General features: G+C 56.1%; 9 protein-coding genes. All 9 read left to right on the top strand.

Features of this window, described 5'->3' with window-relative positions:
• The 9 genes from Y017_RS02465 (at position 1) to Y017_RS02425 (ending at position 17154) form a co-directional block, all read left to right on the top strand.
• Complete coding sequence (locus Y017_RS02465; RefSeq protein WP_231483336.1) at positions 1–1998, top strand: hypothetical protein; 1998 nt, start codon at positions 1–3, stop codon at positions 1996–1998.
• On the top strand, positions 1961–2839 hold the full coding sequence (locus Y017_RS02460) for a hypothetical protein (protein WP_035458613.1): 879 nt from the start codon (positions 1961–1963) through the stop codon (positions 2837–2839). The genes Y017_RS02465 and Y017_RS02460 overlap by 38 nt, the downstream gene beginning before the upstream one ends.
• Entirely contained in the window at positions 2836–5616 is a 2781-nt protein-coding gene (locus Y017_RS02455; protein ID WP_035458610.1) for a tetratricopeptide repeat protein, read from the top strand. Before Y017_RS02460 ends, Y017_RS02455 begins: the two co-directional genes overlap by 4 nt.
• Positions 5617–5627: 11 nt before the next feature.
• Positions 5628–6152: a hypothetical protein gene (locus Y017_RS02450; protein ID WP_011588176.1), complete on the top strand. Its 525-nt coding sequence runs from the start codon at positions 5628–5630 to the stop codon at positions 6150–6152.
• Positions 6152–7486: a PelD GGDEF domain-containing protein gene (locus Y017_RS02445; RefSeq protein ID WP_035458607.1), complete on the top strand. Its 1335-nt coding sequence runs from the start codon at positions 6152–6154 to the stop codon at positions 7484–7486. The genes Y017_RS02450 and Y017_RS02445 overlap by 1 nt, the downstream gene beginning before the upstream one ends.
• Positions 7479–8489, top strand: a complete 1011-nt coding sequence (locus Y017_RS02440; RefSeq protein ID WP_011588178.1) for a hypothetical protein — start codon at positions 7479–7481, stop codon at positions 8487–8489. Before Y017_RS02445 ends, Y017_RS02440 begins: the two co-directional genes overlap by 8 nt.
• Positions 8467–10023 carry a GT4 family glycosyltransferase PelF gene (gene pelF / locus Y017_RS02435; RefSeq protein ID WP_035458604.1) on the top strand — a complete coding sequence of 519 codons (1557 nt, stop codon included), beginning with the start codon at positions 8467–8469 and terminating at the stop codon, positions 10021–10023. The genes Y017_RS02440 and pelF overlap by 23 nt, the downstream gene beginning before the upstream one ends.
• Positions 10023–11393 carry an exopolysaccharide Pel transporter PelG gene (gene pelG / locus Y017_RS02430; RefSeq protein ID WP_035458601.1) on the top strand — a complete coding sequence of 457 codons (1371 nt, stop codon included), beginning with the start codon at positions 10023–10025 and terminating at the stop codon, positions 11391–11393. The genes pelF and pelG overlap by 1 nt, the downstream gene beginning before the upstream one ends.
• A gap of 178 nt (positions 11394–11571) precedes the next feature.
• Entirely contained in the window at positions 11572–17154 is a 5583-nt protein-coding gene (locus Y017_RS02425) for an alpha-2-macroglobulin (protein WP_035458598.1), read from the top strand.
• The last annotated feature ends 166 nt before the right edge of the window (positions 17155–17320 follow it).

The raw sequence follows: 17320 nt of genomic DNA, 5'->3' as shown, positions 1-17320 counted from the left end.
GTGACTAACCCGGCGCTGGATATGTTGGGCGTGGGAGAGCTGGAGGTCATCCCTCGCCAGGTATTGATGGTCACCGGTGGTAGTAAAGAAAGCACTTGGGAATTATCCATGGCGGTGCTCTATGGGTTAATGCCACTACAGTTTCAAGGGCTGGTACCCGATGTGCGGGTAATAGATACACCGATGCCCGCGGGAACGTTGGCGGGCCGTTATGCCGGTATTGTGGTTTGGCTAGAAGACCCGCAAGCCCGCAGCGATGAATTTGAAGACTGGTTGGCTCTACAGAAAGACAACGGCGTTCCCATTCTCATGTTGGGTTTCCCTGCAATTGACCCGAAAGGTTCCCATGCAGAGGACTTTGGATTTATCTCACGGGGCACGCCGATCAGCCCGCCCAGTATTCACTATCAGCACCCGGACATGGGGTTCGAAATTCCGCTACCGGGATTACTGGATGTATCTTCCCCGCTGGACAGTAAAGAGGCCAATCCTTGGCTTGAATTGCGTAGCGACAACCAGACACTGATTCCGGTGGCCACCACCCCGTGGGGCGGCTATGCCTTTCAGCCCTTCCCCATTCGCTCCATGATGCCCGGTATTAAAGAAGGCATGAACCGCTGGATGATCAACCCGCTCACCTTTACCCGTGAAGCGCTGAAGTTGCCGGCCATGCCGATTCCGGATGTAACAACAGAAAATGGACGTCGCTTACTGTTTGCGCATATGGATGGCGATGGCTTCCCCAGCTTGGCGGAAGTGGAGGGCTATCGCAATGAAGCCGACGCCTTGGTTTTATTAGATGAGATTCTTAAGAAATTCGATATTCCAACCACCATTTCGGTGATTGAAGGGGAGGTGTCCAGCGAGGGCCTGTACCCGAAAATGGCGCCGGAATTGCAACGCATTGCCCGCGCCATGTTTGCGCTTCCCCATGTGGAAGCGGCAACCCATACCTATTCACATCCCTTCTTCTGGTACGATGCTCAGGAAAATCCCGGTGAACTCTACGGGCCGGAAGGGCAGCTGAGATTGCCGATTCCTGATTACCGTATGGACCCGGTGCGTGAGGTGGTAGGTTCGGCAAACTATATTGAGCGCGAGCTGTTACCTCCGGGTAAGAAAACACGCATGGTGTTGTGGAGCGGAGATACCATCCCCACTCCGGAAGCGCTAAAAGCGGCCCGTGAAGGTGGCTTGCTGAACATGAATGGCAGCAATACCACCATTACTGAAAGTGCACCGACCTGGACCCTAGTCAAAGGTATTGGTGTGCCCAAAGGCGATGAGTTTCAGGTGTATGCACCTAACCAGAATGAAAATATTTACACCAATGAATGGACCGGTCCTTTTTACGGGTTTGAAAGGGTCATCGAAACCTTCAAGCTGACCGAGACTCCGCATCGTTTTAAGCCGGTGGATATCTACTACCACACCTATATTGCTAGTAAGAATGCGTCGCTGGAATCATTGCGCCGGGTATATCAGTGGGCCAGTGAGCAACCGTATTTTCCGCTCTTTGCATCGCAATACGTGCGTAAAGTGCTCGATTTCAACGATATGGTCATTGCCCGTCGTGGTGATGAATGGCTAATTCAGGGCAGCGGTGAGTTGCGTACTTTGCGCTTACCGGATGAGCTGAGCTTTCCGGCAATATCCGGGAGCGATGGGGTAGCTGGATTCCGGGAGGATAAACCGGGCCGTTATGTTCACCTCAGTGGTGGCCGCGCCCGTTGGCAGGGGCGGGTAGCATCGGATGATGCCATGCCATATCTACAGCAGGCGAACGGGCGGCTGACGGCGTTCTCTCGGAATGGGAAAAGACTGCAATTCTCCCTGAGCGCCATGGCTCCACTGGCGTTCACCTTGGCCAACGTCGAAGGCTGCACCCTGCGTCACCAAGGTAACATTATTAAACCGATTGGCCGTCACGGTCGATTTAATCGCTACAGGAGTGCGGCACGTGAGCTCAACGAGCTACGGTTACAATGTCCGCACTGAGCGGCTGCGGGTCGTTGGTTTACTCGAATTATTTGCCTTCCTGATTCTCATCGCGGTGGTGTGCTGGATGGTCTTCCCACGGGACCTATCCTCGTCGTTGCGCAGCGCTCGTCTGGATGCGGTTACGTTTAGTTATATGCAGGCATGGCTGAAGGCGAAACCCGACGACCACGAGTTACGGCTGCTGATGGCTCGCGAATTGATTCTGCAAGGCGATTTTGTGGAGGCAGATAATCAACTGAGCTATGTGGCACGTGTTAGCAATGGCCGTTATGACAGCCAGATCGCTTGGCTGGAATTACGTCGCGAATTTACCCGCCTGATGGCCATCACACCGGACAACCGTTTTGGAACCATGTTGCAGCATGGCACCCTAGCGCAGTTGCGCAGCATTGACTGGGGTGCGCTGAATAATGAAAAGCGCATGGCGTTTGCAGATATGGCCCTGGCCCTGGGGGACGTAGACCAGGCGGTACAGGCTTTCACTCGATTGGCTGACAATGCGGCTAACCCTAGCCGCTGGCATGTGAGATCAGCCAAAGTGCTGCTGGCCCATGGCCGTTACTCGGAATCGGCGGACGCCTATATTGCCGCTATGGATTCACGAGGCAATTATCAGGTGCGCAAGCGCTATTTTCTGGCTGCGCTGGATGCTCTGCAGGCAGGGAGCCTGCATCGCAAGGCCATGCGCTTGGCCGGCGCCCGTGAACGGTCGTTTTATAATGACAAAGACGTTTTGTACCGGTTAATGACCTTGGCTCAGGCTGGCGGCAATATGGCAGCGGCAGAACATTATGCGGTGTTGCTGTTAAGGCTGGCGGATATCGAGGAGCCCGGATGAAGTTCCGTCTGTTGCTTATGGTTGTTCTTGCTTCGGTATTGGCCGGCGCATGGCCAGCCCATGCGGCGGATCCAGAACCCTATGTGGAACGCTATTACGATCGCAGTTATCGGGTGTTTATGGCGTCGGGCAATTTACCCCGTGCCCGGCAAGTGATTGAAAATGCGCTCTACTGGCGTTCCGACGATGAGCGCTGGTGGCGTCGTTTGGCTGAAGTATCCCGTTGGTTGGACGACCCGGAAACCGCATTGAAGGCCTGGCGTCAGGTGGCGGAGTTGAGTAATGGCCCGCAGGCGTGGAAGCACGTACTGGAGTTAGCGCCACTGACCTATAACAACCGCCTTGCGCTGCAGGCTCACAAGGCGCTATTGAGCGCGTCCCCTTACGATGCGGGCATCATTGCCACCATCGGTCGGCAATACGAGTTGTTGGGTCAGCCTGAAGCAGGGCTGCGCTTCTTCGAACAGTGGCGTCGTAGTTATCCCAGCAAAGCGGTGCTAAGAGAAATGCAACGCCTGGCTCTGAACCAGGGGGAAGATATGCTGGCGGCGGGTTATTCCCGGGAATACATGGATCGTTTTGGTCCTGAGCCGTTGATGGCAGAACAGGCCGCAGATCTGTACTGGCTAAATGGTCAACGCGAAAAAGCGCTGTTAGACCTAAATCGTGATGCTAACCAGTTGCCTTATATACCCGCATTGTCCCGTCGTATTGCGGTGATGGCCGGGGAGTTGGGGGAGTGGGATCTGGCACTGTCCCGTTACCAGGAGCTGGTGGACAATGAAGACGATCAGACAGACGACCTGTATAACTATATAACGCTGTCCCGTTATTACCAGCCGGAGCGGCTAGCATTGCTGATGGGCCGGGCCTGGCGCAAGAACGGTGACCCGCAATTGGCACTTGGCGCATTGTACCAGCTGCAGTCTCGCGGCGATGATGCCGCCATTGATGCCTTTCTTAAGGGGCTGAGCGCGGAACAACGACAACGGCTTGAACAAACCCCGGAATTTTTGCGCTTCTATGCCAACCTGCAATTGCATCGCGGGGATGCAGACGCGGCGCAGCGGTGGCTTAATAAAGCCTTGGTTTTAAATTCCGAGGACAGAGAAACCCGCATTAGCTGGATGTGGCTGCTCATCGCCACAGGCCAAGATACCGCGCTGCAACAGGCTCTGGTGAATTGGGAAGACTCGGCTCGCAGTGACCGCCGCTATTGGAACGTGCTGGCAGCTTCACAAATGGCCTTGGGTAATGCGGAGCAGTCCCTGCGCTATGAAATTGAACTACTGAAAACTGCCCGCGATAACTGGGAGAGGCAGTGGTATTACTCCCAGGCGTTGATTGCTTCTGGGCGAAACGGGCAAGCTTGGCCGGTAATGCGCCGCCTAAAAGAGCAGCTTCCGTTTACGGTCGAACCGCAGCAACAGGCCACCTATAGGGACATGAAGTTGACCCTAAGCCTGTTATTTGATGATGGCGACACCACCCTCAAACTGGCCCAAGCGCAAATAGACGGCATGGAAGACGTGCCCGCCGCTCATGCTGAATGGCTAGCGCAGTGGGCCATTGGTCAGTCGGAACCTGGCTTGGCTCAGAGCTGGTATTTACGTAAAAAAATAGCACAGCAGGGCCCGCTTAAGGCTGGATCAGCGCTGGCCTATGCCTTGGTGCAGGGTGATCTGGATTCGGTAGCCAGAACGCGTGAGAAGTACTTGGGCCAGCTTAGCCTGTCCGAACAGCTGGAAGCCCACGTGCGGTTGGATGAACCGCGCCAGGCCGCTAATACTTTCATGGCCATTCAGGCCGGAGCGCCAGAGTTGGCAGGCAGTAATAATCTGCAGGAAAGCCTGCTGTTGCCTACGGCGCGCTCCTCCCAGTTTCATCTTGAGCAGCGCCGTTTGGGTGCGCTGGATATTCAGGACCTGCAGTTTGTTCAGTACCACCCGATCAGTGACTTCACGCAGTTGTCGGTGGAGGCTCGTCAGCGCAATTTCAGTAGTAATGACGATGAATTATTGCAGATCAGTGATGATGAGCAGCGCTTCTCGGTGGCGTTAGCCTACCAGCGCGAACGGTTCCGCAGTCGCCTGAAATTGGGACAGCGCAATCTGTTGAACAATAGTGAAACCATGGCGGACTTGGAGCTGGGGGTGAACTGGACGCAGTATTGGTCCGGTAGCCTGAATTACCAATGGCGAACGCCGGCGGATGAATCGTCCCTGTTGATTCTCGGTGCGTCACGCACGGGTAGCCAGTGGTTGTTGAATTGGAGGCCATCATCCACCTGGCAAAGCAGTGTGGATTGGGCCAACTATGACTACCATGATCTCAATGAGAGCGATCTGGGCAGTGGCAGTATCATCAATGCTCAAAGCACCTGGCGCCCCTGGTTATCACGCTTTTCCCCCGGCGTACGGGTGAGGCACACCCGTGCGGACTTCACCGCTGGCGGCGACAGCATGGCGCAAGTGCGTGCGCTGCTACCCCCGGGGGCCCAGACCTTGCCGCTACCGCAGGACTACCACGAGTCGGAAATAGTACTGTTGTTGGGCCAGCCTGATGTCCATATTCGTGCGCACCGATTACAGGGTTGGGGAGAAATTGGCTACAGCGAAAACAGTTTGTCTGGGGCGGGTTTTACCGGCCGCTTCGGGCTCGAAGGCCCTTTGATCGGGCGTGATGAATGGAAGATTTACGCGGAGCAACAGCTCAATAGCGGTGGCAGTGATGAAGACAGCTACCGCTTTGGGCTGCAATATAGAATTTATTATTAGGAGTGAATCCAATGAGAGTGAGCATTCCGCTACTGGGTACCTTGCTGCTGGCTGTCGTGCTGGCCGGTTGTACTCATGTTCGCAGCAGTCAGAATGTGGAATTGTCTGGGGAGGGCACATGGCTGGTGTTGCCCTTGGTTAACCGTACCGCGACGCCCCAGGCCGGCTTGCGGGCGGCAGCGATCGTAGAATCGGTGCTGTTTCGCCATGGCGTTAACACGGTGACCCGCTACCCGCAAAGCGATAACCAAGGAGTGTTATTCGAAGGCACATCCGCCGCCAGCCGCAAGAAAATGGATAAGTGGATTCGCTCCCAATCGGCGGATTATGTGGTTAGTGGGGTTGTACACGAATGGCGTTATAAAACTGGTGTGGACGGTGAGCCGGCGGTAGGGGTGATGATTGAAATCCGAGAACTGCCTGAGGGGCGCATTGTTTATAGCGGCACCGGCTCGCGCGCGGGCTGGGCCCGCCAGTCGCTCAGTGAAGTCGGCCAGAAAGTGATCGATAAACTGATCTCGCCGGTGGTGCAGTAATGTTGGAGCACCTCAGCAACGGTAGGCTGGCGGGGCTGTTTATGCCGCAGCCGAGAGTGCTCTGGTCGATGTGCGAAGCGATCATTCTGACCGCCCTGGCGGTTGGTTTGGGCCTCTGGTTACGTTATGACGATCCGTTGACGCTTATCGGAACTTTCCGTTGGGTGCTGCTAGTGCCTATCCTGTTGGCGCTTCGTTACGGCAGCCTGCTCGGTGTGTTTGGCATGCTGTGCTTGGTCAGTAGCTGGTTTATTCTCAGGTTTTTCGGCTTTTACCCCAGTTTGCCCTTTCCTGAATCCACCATGCTCGGTGGCTTCGTTATTATTCTGATCTGCGGCGAGTTTGCCGATATGTGGCGGGTCAAACTGATGCGCGCCGACAGTGCTTCCAGTTATGCGTTGGAGCGCCTGCAGAATCTTACGCAGCGCTATGTGTTGTTGCGTTTGTCCCATGACCGCCTGGAAGAGAATCTACTCGTTAAACCCTACACCGTGCGCGATGCGCTGGCGCGGTTGCGCGAGCTGACCTTAGATGAAAGTGACAGCATTCGGCTGCCTGCAGCGGATGATCTGGTGCATCTTCTGGCAGAGTATTGCCAGCTACAGCGTTGTGCCTTGTACCGCGTTGTTAATGGCCGGATTGATGACGAGCCGGCGGCCCTGTTGGGAGAAAATGGCCCCCTGGACCGAGATAACGAACTCCTTCAGCACGCGCTAGATCATCGGCTATTGGCCCACGTTCAGCAGCAAGGCCACGACAGCAATTACCATGGCCAATATTTGGTGGCTGCGCCTATCATCAACAGCGGTGGAGACCTCATCGGGATGATGGTGATTGAGCGCCTGCCATTCCTCTCGATCAACTATGAAAATCTGCAGTTGCTGTCTGTGCTGCTGAACTTTTATGCGGATATCGTGCACGCCGGCGATGAAGTGGATGAGATGTTGGATCGCTGGCCGACCATGCCCTTCCGTATTGCCAGCGAGCTGGCTGCCTTGGTGCGTTTGCGTGAAGGTGGCCGAGTAGATACTTCCCTGACCCTATTTGTGGCCGATGAAAGCGAGCAGGCCGGGCTAATTCTGGATGCTCTGGCGCGTGGCCTGCGTAGCCTCGACTTGGCATGGTGGATCAGCGATAGGGTACTGATGATCATGATGCCTATGACCGGGGAATCCAGTCTGGAGGGCTATGTTCTGCGTACGGAAAAATGGCTGCAAGAGGAGTACGTCTTCATGAGCCTACGCCAGGCGGGCATACAGTTCTTTTACCGGCACCTGGACCAGCGAGATTCCGAGGTGCAGATCGCCGAGTTGCTGGAGGCAGCCGGTGTCTAGCCTCAAGCTAATTATTTATGCCGTCGCTGCAGAAATCGCATCGCTAATGCTGTTGTTGAGCAAGCAGGCGGATTTATCGATTTTCTTGTTATATCTGTTATCACACGGTTTGGCTTCAGCCTTGTTATCCGTGGTGGCCTGGAGTTTATTGCCTGAACGTTTCAGAACGCCAAAAATCCTTTCCTGGGTGCTGGTTTTTTCCTTTGCGTTCTTTATCCCCGCCATGGGGTTAGTGACGATTTTGGGTGGTGTTGCGCTGGGTATCTGGCTGCCGGCATTGTTTCGGGATCTACCGTTTGGGTTGGTGGATCAGCCGTACTTTACCCCGGTGCAAGTGAATAGCACCGCGGGTTTTCGACAGATCGATCTAAAAAATTTGCTGATCTCATCAAAGGCGCCAAATGCCTTACGCGTGCAAGGCATGTTGGTGCTTAAAGATATGCCTGCCAGGGTAACCGGTAATCTGTTACGCCATTCCCTCGGCGACTCCTTTGAAGATCTGCGATTGTTGGCCTACGGGATTCTTGATCAAAAAGAAAAAGAAATTACCCGTGATATTGAGCGAGCCCTGCATTTACTGGAGCGCTCCAAAGAGTCCCGCCGTTACCGCTTGGCGCGTCGCCTGGCCGAGCTCTACTGGGAGCTCAATTATCAGAATTTGGTACGTGGTGATATTCGTACGTTAACGTTAGAGCGAGCCGGTTATTACGCGGATATGGGGCTGATGGAAAGCCCAGAAGATGCTGGGCTGTGGCTGTTACGCGGGCGTATCCAGCTCAGCCAGGAACAGATAGGCGAAGCGCACCAGTCCATGACATTTGCCCGCCGACTTGGCCTTTCTGCGGCGAAAGTGAATCCCTGGCTTGCCGAAATTGCGTTGCAGCGCCGGCAAATGTCGCTGGTACGTATGTTGATGCTGGAAATCACCGATGACAGCCAGTTTACCCAGCTGAATAAATCCGTTGAATTCTGGAGGGCCTATGAGCCTGCCACGGGCGGATAGCGCCGATATTTGTCTATTACTGGAAGGCACCTTCCCCTACGTGAGTGGTGGTGTGTCCAGCTGGGTAAACCAGATTATTCGTGGTTTTCCCGAGTACACCTTTGCCTGTTGTTTTGTAGGCAGCCGCCCGGAAGACTACGGCGAGATGAAATACGAACTGCCCGACAACGTGGTGCACCTTGAAGTGCACTACCTGCACAATTTTCAGCGGGGGGCGCAAAAACGCTCCCTCAAGGGTAATCGCAAAGCTTATGCCGATTTGCGGCGTTTTCACGACATGGTGAAAGAGGGCGTCCAGACCCGCGAACGCAGCCAATTGTTCAGCCGCATTGTGACTCATCTGGGCGAAGGCGAGGATTATTCCGAAGAGTCGTTCCTGCACAGCCGGGCCAGCTGGGATTATATCGCCGAAGCGTACCGGAACTTTAGCCGTGACCCGTCATTTGTGGATTACTTCTGGACCATCCGCATCATGCACTCGCCCATCTGGGTGCTGAACGACATTGCCGATAATTTAATTCCGGCGAAAATGTACCACACCATTTCGACCGGTTATGCCGGCTTTCTAGGGGCCATGCTAAAGCGCCGCACCAACAAGCCTTTATTGTTGTCCGAGCACGGTATTTACACCAAAGAGCGCAAAATCGATCTATTCCAGAGTGAATGGATCAGCGATAACCGTGGCTTGGTGGAAAAGAATAACTCGGAGATGGCCTATTTTCGCGAGAAATGGGTGAATTTCTTCACCGAGTTAGGGCGTGAGTGTTATCAGGCATCAGACCGGATCGTGGCTCTCTATGAACGAAACCGGGAACGGCAGATGGAAGATGGCGCCCCCCCGGACCGCACACTGAATATCCCTAATGGCATCGACTTGCCACGTATGCAGAAAGTGCGCGCCGCCCGTGGTGAAGCCATTCCCCCGGTGGCTTGCCTGATTGGCCGTGTGGTTCCCATTAAAGATGTGAAAACCTTCCTGCGTGCCATGCGTACCTTGGTCAATGTGATTCCCGAAGCGGAAGGCTGGATTGCCGGGCCGGAAGATGAAGATAAAGATTACGCCAAGGAATGCCGTGGCTTGGTGGCCAGCCTGGGGCTGGAAAAAAATGTGAAGTTTTTGGGCTTTCAGAAAATTGATGAATTGCTCCCTAAGGTGGGGGTGATCGTGCTCAGTTCCATCAGTGAGGCATTACCTTTGGTGCTGCTGGAAGGGTTTGCTGCCGGCGTGCCGGCGGTGTCCACGGATGTGGGGTCTTGCCGCCAGTTGATCGAAGGCCTTGATGAAGATGATCGTGCCTACGGTAAAGCTGGCGAGGTGGTGGGCATTGCCGACCCAGAAGCGCTGGGTAACGCCGTGGCTCAGTTATTGAAAGACAAAGACGCCTGGTTTCAAGCACAGCAGGCGGGTATTCGTCGGGTGGAAAACCTGTATACCCAGGAAATGATGTTTGGCGCTTATCGGGATTTATACCGTTCTTTGCTTGATGATTCAGGCATTGCGGCCTCGGCCAGTAATACGGAGGGCCGCCACTAATGGCAGGCATCGGTTTTGAGCTGCGCCGTCTGTTGCGTAAGGACACCTTGCTCGGGCTCATTCGTGCCTACGCCTATGCCGGAGTGATCAGCTCAGGTCCCTGGGTGTTATCGATCATCGGTATCCTGATTATCGGTATTTTCAGCCTGGGGATCGTGATACCCAATGCGGCGGTGACGCAATTTCAGGTCACGGTCACCTATTTGATTGCGGTCAGTTTGACCCTCACCGGTATTGTCCAGCTGGCGTTCACCCGTTTCTGTGCCGACCGCTCGTTTGAAAAGCGCGAAGACCTGATTCTGCCTAATTTTGGCGGCATCACCTTACTGGTGACGATCTTTGCTGGGCTACTGTCGTTGCCGGTGGCCATGTTCCTGTTTCCGGAGCAAAACATTCTTTTTCGAGTGTTGTTGATCGCCTGTTTTGTAGTGTTGTGCAATATCTGGATCGCCACGGTATTCCTGTCTGGCATGAAGCAGTACAAGGCTATTCTTCTGCTGTACGCACTCGGGTACGGGATTACGGTTGTAGCGGCGCTATTGCTGCTGTTTCTGGGACTGGAAGGGTTGTTGTTGGGCTTTCTGCTTGGGCAAGTCACCTTATTGGCAGGTATGCTGGTGCTGATCGTGCGGGGCTACCCTGCCGAGAGCGTGGTGTCGTTCGCCATGTTCAGTAAAAAATACCTGTACCCCTCCTTGATGCTGGTTGGCTTTTTCTACAACGCCGGTGTGTGGGCCGACAAGGCCATGTTCTGGTTCTACGATGGCACCGGCAGTGATGTGATCGGGCCGCTTCGGGCTTCGTTAATCTACGATATCCCGGTATTCCTGTCGTATCTGTCGCTTATTCCTGGCATGGCAGTGTTTCTGGTGCGCATGGAAACGGACTTTGTGGAGTATTACTCCAACTTCTACGATGCGGTTCGTGAAGGCGGCTCGCTGTCTTATATTGAAGATATGCGCAATCGAATGGTCTTTGTGATTCGCCAGGGGATTTTCCAAATTCTCAAGATTCAGGCTATCTCGGCGCTGGTAATTATGGTTGCCGGTGCGCAGATCTTTCATGCGCTGGGCATTTCGGAATTGTACCTGCCGTTGCTCAAAGTGCAGTTGATTGCTACCGCACTGCAGGTGGTATTCCTCGCCATCATCAACGTGTTCTGCTACCTGGATCAACGCCGCATGCTGGTGCTGCTGACCGGGTTGTTCTTCGTACTTAATGTGATTTTTACTGGAATTAGCCTGTACCTAGGCCCTCAGTTCTTCGGTTTTGGTTTCTTGCTGGCCCTGGCTGTCTGTGTGTTGCTTGGCTTGTGGTTGGTCAGCCGCAAAATGGCAGAGCTGGAATATTCCACCTTCATGCTTAATTGACTGGTGGTGTGTTGGATTACCTCTTCTCTCACGGAGAAAGAACACACTGCCTTTCAGGCTTAACGTGGTTGTTGCCGTCGGCAAGGCCGGGAAGTCGCCGTTACGAGAGTGCCCCAACGAATGGTCCATGTCTGTGGTATCTTTTCCACGTTAATCATGTTGCTAGGGGAAGGGGCTCATGCCACGTCTGGGTTTGTCGGTTTTTCATCTATTGATGTTGTGGGCGGTGCTGTTGGTGGTCGGCTGTGATGAAGCCGGAGACACCACACGCAACGAGGATAATAACGTCGCGGCCGCAGAGGGAAATAACGCAGCGCCCGCCGTCTCGCCACTGGATCAGCGCTGGCAGACCCATCTAGCGAGCCTGCCCACCGGCACCATCAGTGCCCGTGCACCGCTGATCGTGCGCTTTAACCATCCCGTAGCCAGCCCCGATCAGTTAGACAAGCCCCAGTCCGGCGTGGTCCGGCTGTTGCCGGAACGTCCGGTGACGGCGGTGTTTACCGCTGAAGATCGATTGGAAATTCGCCCCTTAGAACCTTTGCCCAGTGGTGAATCGCTGACCCTAGTGCTGTACGCACAGGGGTTGGCAAATGTGGACGACACCTTGAGCCCGGCAGAATTTTCCCTGCAGGTATTGCGCCAGCAACTGAGCTTGAGCGTGGAGTCCCTGTTACCCACCGAAGATGGCCGTGAGATGGTGTTACGCGGCAGCCTTGAGACCCGTGACCTGGCGGACCACGACAAGGTGGAGTCGGTGCTGGCCGCCAGCCAGAACGGTGATGGCTTAACCATTGTCTGGCAACATGACAGCGCCGGGCTTCGCCATGCATTTTCAGTGAGCGGCATTGTTCGTAAGCCGCAAGCCAGCGATGTGTTACTGCGCTGGGATGCGGCGCCCTTGGGGCTGAGCAACAACGGTGAACGCCACTACACCGTACCGGCGCTGAAAAACTTTGCGGTCACCAATGTGCGCGCGGTCAGTTACCCCCAACCCCACATCCAGGTGAATTTCTCTGAAGCACTGAGCGCCACCCAGAACCTGAAAGGCCTGGTTACCCTCAATGACAACAATGCCCGCGTGGAGGTAGACGGTAGCACCTTGCGCATTTACCCGCAGGAAGAGCTTGACGACGATGTGGCGTTGGTTATCGACGCCAGCTTGCGCTCGGCCAGCCAGGGGCGCCTGGCGAAGACGCTGGAAAAGAACCTGACCCTGGTGACCAACAAGCCTGGGGTTCGCTTCGTTGGCGAAGGCACTATTTTGCCCGATGGCAAGCAACTCAGTGTGCCCTTTGAAGCGGTGGGGGTGCGTTCGGTAAAAGTGCAGGCATTCCGGGTATTCGATGACAATATCGGCCGCTATTTGCAGGGCAGTGAACTGAATGAAGCGGACATGGATTCCCGCACTGGCCGCTACCTGTGGCAGAAAACCCTGAGCCTGCCGGGCACTGGCGATGGCTGGCAGCGTTATCAGCTGGACCTCACCGAGCTGATGGCCAAACACCCCAATGGCCTGGTGCATCTAACCCTGGCCATCGATGGCGACGACATCAGCTACCACTGCCCGGACGGTGCCCTGAATAAAAAGACTACCCTGCCCGACAATTACGAAGGCCCCGGGCAAGATGATGGCGGCAATGATCTCTACGAAAACTATTACATCGATGGCGGTTACCTGAGCTGGTACGAAAAAGATAACCCCTGCTCCGACAGCTACTATGAATATAACGACCTGGCCAGCAGCACCCGGGCTTTCTTGGCTTCCAACCTGGGGTTGATTGCCAAGCAAGGCCAGAACGACACCTTGCTGGTGGTGGCCACCGAGCTGGATAGCAATACGCCTGCTGAAGGCGTGGTGCTCAAAGCTTACAACTACCAACTGCAGCAAGTGGGCATGGGGCTCACCGATGCCCAAGGCATGGCCAGCCTCACCCTTGAAGGCAACGCTTATTATCTGGAGGCGGTCAAGGATCGGGATAACGGCTACCTGAAGCTGGCCCGTAACCGGGCCTTGCCCACCAACCAGTTCAACACCGGTGGCCAGCAGGTTCGTGATGGCCTAAAAGGCTTTTTCTACGGTGAAAGAGATGTGTGGCGTCCCGGTGATGCCATCCACCTCACCTTCATTCTGGAAGATCAGGACAACATGATTCCCGAGGGGCACCCGCTGACGCTGGACTGGTTCGACCCCAGAGGGAATAAGGTGAAAAGCTACACCCTGGATACACCCGTGGGTGACTTCTATGCCTTTACCTTACACACGGACGAAGATGCGCCCACCGGTAACTGGCGTGCGGTGGCGCGGCTGGGGGAGCGCTATTTTGATACCCCTATTCGGGTGGAAGCGATTAAGCCTAACCGGCTGAAGATCGAGCTGGATTTGCCCGAAACCCTGTATGCCAACGAGGCCACGGACATTGGCTTGTTTACCCAATGGCTCAATGGCGCCACCGCGGCCAATCTAGAAGCGGACATGCAGGTGCGCGTTAGTGCGCGGACCACCCGCTTCGATGGCTACGATGCTTATCACTTCGACGACCCCACCCGGAAACTGAGCAGCGAACCATTCACTGCCTTCGAGGGCAACGTGGACGGGCAGGGCAACGCTACCGTGCCGCTCACTGTGAATGTAGACCAGACCCCGGGCATGCTGCGTGCCACCCTGACCACCCGTGTGTTTGAAAACAGCGGCGATTACAGCACCCAAATTCGCAGCGTGCCGGTGTACCCGTTCAAGCACTGGGTGGGCATGCGTATTCCGCAAGGCAGTGGTTGGGGCGGTGCGTTGTCCCGCGAAGGCCAGCACGCCATTGATCTGATCAGCCTGAACAGCGATGGCAAAGCAGAGCCTAGTCGGCCCCTGGACATCAGCGTCTACCAGATCGACTGGCGCTGGTGGTGGGATCGTTCAGGCGATGACCTGAGCAACTACATTAGCGACCCCAGCACCCAGCGTGTAGCCCAGGCTCAAATCACCACCGATGGCCAAGGCCGCGCACAATGGAACCTGAACGGGGAAGACTACGACTGGGGCCGCCACCTGATCCGCATCTGTGATCGGCAAAGTGACCATTGCACCGCACAAACAGTCTATCTGGGCTGGAGCTGGGAGCAGGCCAGCGTGAGTCAGGATGCAGCTACACGGCTGTCACTCTCCGCCGATCAGGACCGCTATGCGGTAGGGGATATCGCCCATATTGAACTGCCCGCCGTGGCCAAGGGCCGTCTGCTGGTGAGCCTGGAAACCGGCTCCCGAGTGCTGGACCACTATTGGTTAGAGGCTAACGGCAAAGCACAAACATTGGATATCCCCGTCACCGCCAACATGGCCCCCAATGTGTATGTGCATGTGGTCCTGCTGCAACCGCACAGTGGCCGCAGTAACGACCGGCCCATTCGCCTTTATGGGCTGGTGCCGTTGCTGGTGGATGACCCCAATACGCGCCTCAACCCGCAACTAAGTGCCCCGCAAAAGGTGAAGCCCGAAGAGACCTTCACGGTGGAGGTGAGTGAGCAGCAGGGTAAGCCGATGACCTACACCCTGGCATTGGTGGACGAAGGTTTGCTCGGCCTCACCCATTACCAAACCCCGAATCCCCACGACAGCTTCTACCGCCGTGAAGCCTTGGGGGTGCTCACCTGGGATCTATTCGACATGGTGGTTGGCGCCTACGGTGCAGAGCTGGATCAGCTGCTGGCGCTGGGGGGCTCCGATGGCGCCGATGATGGCCGAGAAAAGCAACGCCGTCGGTTCCCGCCAGTGGTGAAATTCCTTGGCCCTTTCCCGTTAGATAGCCATGAAACCGCGCACCACGATATTACTTTGCCGCCCTATATGGGGCAGGTTCGGGCCATGGTGGTGGCCGGCGATAACGGCGCCTACGGCAAGGCAGAGCAGGATATTACCGTGACCCAGCCGCTCACCGTGCTGAGCACCTTGCCGCGGGTATTAGGCCCGGGAGAAAGTGTTGCGTTGCCGGTAACCGTGTTTGTCACCGACGACAGCCTAAAGAACGTGACCCTGACCGTGGAGGCGGACAACGATCTGTTTGAGGTGGAGCAGGGCGAGGCATCGCTCACCTTCACCGGCCCGTCCGATCAGATTGCCATGCTGAAAATCACCGCCAAACAGCAGGTGGGTATCGGCGATATCACCGTCACCGCGAAAGGGGGCGAGCACAGCACGTCGGAAACCGTGCACTTGCCAGTGCGGGCGGCCAACCCGCCCACCACCCGTGATATCCGCAAGGTGCTGGCGCCCGGTGAACTGTGGGCGCTGGGATCCCAACCTCACGGCATGGCCGGTACTAACAGCAGTACCGTGGTGGTTAGTGCCTTGCCTGCCATGGGGCTAGAGCGTCGTTTGGATTACCTGCTGCGCTACCCCCATGGCTGTATCGAACAAACCACCTCGGCGGTGTTGCCGCAGCTGTACCTGAATCAGTTGCTGCAACTGGATGAGCAACAAGCCCAGGACGTTCAAGATAACGTTGCCGCTGGCATCGAGCGGCTGCAGCGGTTCCAACTGGCCGATGGCGGTTTTAGCTACTGGCCGGGTTTGGCCAATGCCAGTGATTGGGGCACCAGTTATGCGGGCCATTTCTTGCTTGAAGCCAAGCGGCTCGGTTATGCCGTGCCGGCGGCCATGTTAGATAACTGGACCGCTTACCAGATTCGCCGAAGCCAGAGCCTGGGCGATCGCCCCTGGCAGTGGAGCGCGGAAGCTTACCGCCAATACACCCTAGCACTGGCCGGCAAGCCTCAGGTGGGCGTGATGAATCGCCTGCGCGAACGCTTGCAAATGGCCCGGGCGGATTATGCGCGCAGTGCCAGCTACCATAGTGGTCGTTGGCTGCTGGCGGCGGCATACCTGCAAATGGGGCTTAGCGACGTGGCGGCGGAACTCACCGCCACGGCGGCGTCGGGCCTGGAATACGACGGCGCTAGCTACACCTATGGCTCTCAGTTGCGTGACCAGGCTATCCGCCTCACCGTGGCCGATGCCCGTGGCGATAGCGCCAAGGCCTGGACCCTGGCAGAGGACATTGCCAGCCAGCTGGCCAGTGACAATTGGTACAGCACGCAAACCACCGCGTGGTCGCTCATGGCCATGGCCCGTTATGCCGGCAGTCAGAGTGATGAGCAGGGCTACCGGTTTACGATTCGCGAAGGCAAGCAGGCATGGCAGGAGATCGCAGCCACCTCACCGGTGTATCGCCAAACGCTGGCCGATAGCCAGCACGCCCAGGCCTTTACCGTGCGCAATGATAGCCAGCGTAAGCTGTTTGCCACCCTGAGCAATGTGGGAACGCCGCTGCCGGGTAACGAACAGGCCAGCAGTGAAGGGCTCACCCTTAGCACCCGCTTCTTTGCGGATGGCCAAGCGGTGAGCCCGCAAAAGTTGCCTCAAGGGCAGGATTTTGTGGCCGAAGTTACCATTACCAACACCGGTAACCGCACCCTGGAAAATTTGGCTCTCACCCAAATCCTTCCTTCCGGCTGGCAGATTACCAGCAGCCGGCTGGATGGCAGCGATGAGCAGCAGGAGCGTATTACCTACCAGGACCTGCGCGACGACCGGGTGATGCATTATTTCGATCTGAAACCGGGCAGCAAGCACCGCCTCACCGTGCGGGTGGCGCTCAATGCCTCCTTCGCCGGACGCTTCTACCTGCCTGCTTGGAACGTGCAAGCCATGTACGACGGCAGCCGCCAAGCGCGCAGTAAAGGGCAATGGGTTGAGGTAACGCGGGAGTAGACCGGATTACGCTGCCCTGCGATTCCATCGGCTTGCGTTTGTAGGTCGGATTACGCCTTTCAGGCTAATCCGACCTACACGGTGGGGATGTGACTTACGCTGGGTTGCGCCACCCCCTCTCGTGTCGTTCTTTCATTACGTCATGCCTTCAAAAGGGTAAAAACGC

The organism is Alcanivorax sp. 97CO-5, from assembly GCF_000524665.1.
GTDB lineage: Bacteria > Pseudomonadota > Gammaproteobacteria > Pseudomonadales > Alcanivoracaceae > Alcanivorax > Alcanivorax borkumensis.
The sequence above is the reverse complement of the archived record's forward strand: the minus strand, read 5'-3'. Positions and strand labels throughout refer to the sequence as shown.